The organism is Paraburkholderia piptadeniae (genome assembly GCF_900007165.1).
GTDB lineage: Bacteria > Pseudomonadota > Gammaproteobacteria > Burkholderiales > Burkholderiaceae > Paraburkholderia > Paraburkholderia piptadeniae.
Genome location: NZ_CYGY02000136.1, coordinates 1 through 1,712, shown reverse-complemented (window position 1 = coordinate 1,712; position 1,712 = coordinate 1). Strand labels below are relative to the sequence as shown.

Below are 1,712 nucleotides of genomic sequence, written 5' to 3'. Positions count from 1 at the left end.
AATCTGGCCTCGACATTAGTTGTAGCGGCCAGATGGTAATGTCCGCTTCTAGCCGCATAGAAATGTCCGCTTTTGATGCCGTCGTATGCTAGCCACCCGCCGTTTTCGGGCGCTCTAGACATCGATGGCTGTGACAGAACGGATAACAATGACGATGCGGGAACTGGACAGATTCAAGGTCATTCAGGACGTGATGGAGGGACGGCTCAAGCCATGGCGTGCCGCTGAACGTCTGGGTCTGACGACGCGGCAAATTCGACGGCTGGTGACCCGATACCGCGAGTCTGGCGCTCCAGGACTCGTCTCTCGCAAGCGCGGGATGCCCGGCAACCGGAGACTGGACAGCGAACTGGCTCAACGTGCTCTGGCCATTGTCCGTGAGCGCTACGCCGACTTCGGCCCGACGCTGGCGTGCGAGAAGCTGCGCGAATGTCACGGCGTCCGGCTCGCGAAGGAAACCGTGCGCAAGCTGATGATGGAAGCCGGGCTGTGGATACCGCGCCGACAGCGCCCGCCGAAGGTCTATCAGCCGCGGGCCCGGCGCGCGTGTCTGGGCGAGCTGGTGCAGATCGACGGCAGCGATCACCGATGGTTCGAGGAACGGGCGCCGGCCTGCACGCTGCTGGTGTACGTCGACGATGCGACGAGCCGGTTGATGGCATTGCATTTCACGCAGACCGAGTCGACGTTCAGTTATTTCGAGGCGACGCGCGCGTACATCGAGCGCCATGGCAAACCCGGCGCGCTCTATAGCGACAAGTACAGCGTGTTTCGCAAAACGGGCGCGAACAAGGATGGCAATAGCGTGACCCACTTTGGGCGCGCAATGTACGAGCTGAACATCGACACGTTTTGCGCGAACAGCAGTCCGGCCAAGGGGCGCGTGGAGCGCGCACATCTGACGCTGCAGGACCGTCTCGTGAAGGAATTGCGACTGCGTGGCATCAGCACGATCGCCGATGCCAATGCGTACGCCCCTGCCTTCATGGCGACCTATAACGCCCGTTTCGCAAAGCCACCGAAGAGCGATTTCGACGCGCACCGGCCGCTGCGTGCGGATGAGAGCCTTGAGCTGGTGATGACGTGGCGCGAGTCGCGCAAGGTGACCAGGTCGCTGACCGTGCAGTACGACCGGGTGATGTATCTGCTGGAGGACACGCCGGAGCACCGCAAGCTGATCGATCGATATATCGAGATCTGGGAGTACCCCGATGGGCGCATCGAACTCCGGGCGGACGGCCGCGTTCTGACGTGCAGGCAGTACGACCGGCTTGCCGAGATCGATCAGGGCGCGATCGTTGAACACAAGCGACTGGGCCATGTGCTTCAGGTCTCGCAGGCGATTCAGGCACAACGCGATAACAGCCGCATCGGTAAGGCACCTTCCCGGACTCATCTGGGCGCATCAACCAAAGTTCAAACGCGTTCGACCGGCAAGAAGAAACAACGTGAATTCAATCAGGCCGACGTTGAGCATGCAATCGTGGACCTTGCACAGCAAAGACCGGCACAACCGCAACCCCGCAAACCTGGCCGGCGGTCTGCAAGGGACAGGGGAACGGACGTAAGCGCCCTGCCCATTCAAACGCCATCCTTCGACACTGCGTGATCTTTAACCCGAAGTTCCAGTAGCAGAGGGACGAGTTTGTCCTTGTCCCATAGGCAGTTGGGGTGAAATCGGCGTTGCGGTTTCTGTCTACGGCCGGATTTGC

At 60.8% G+C, this 1,712-nt stretch carries 1 protein-coding gene; it reads left to right on the top strand.

The window, feature by feature from the left end; all coding sequences use genetic code 11:
- Nucleotides 1-124: 124 nt before the first annotated feature.
- The gene (locus tag BN2476_RS42595; RefSeq protein WP_087740138.1) at nt 125-1,609 is read left to right on the top strand and encodes an ISNCY family transposase; all 1,485 of its coding nucleotides are present in this window, start codon (nt 125-127) and stop codon (nt 1,607-1,609) included.
- The last annotated feature ends 103 nt before the right edge of the window (nt 1,610-1,712 follow it).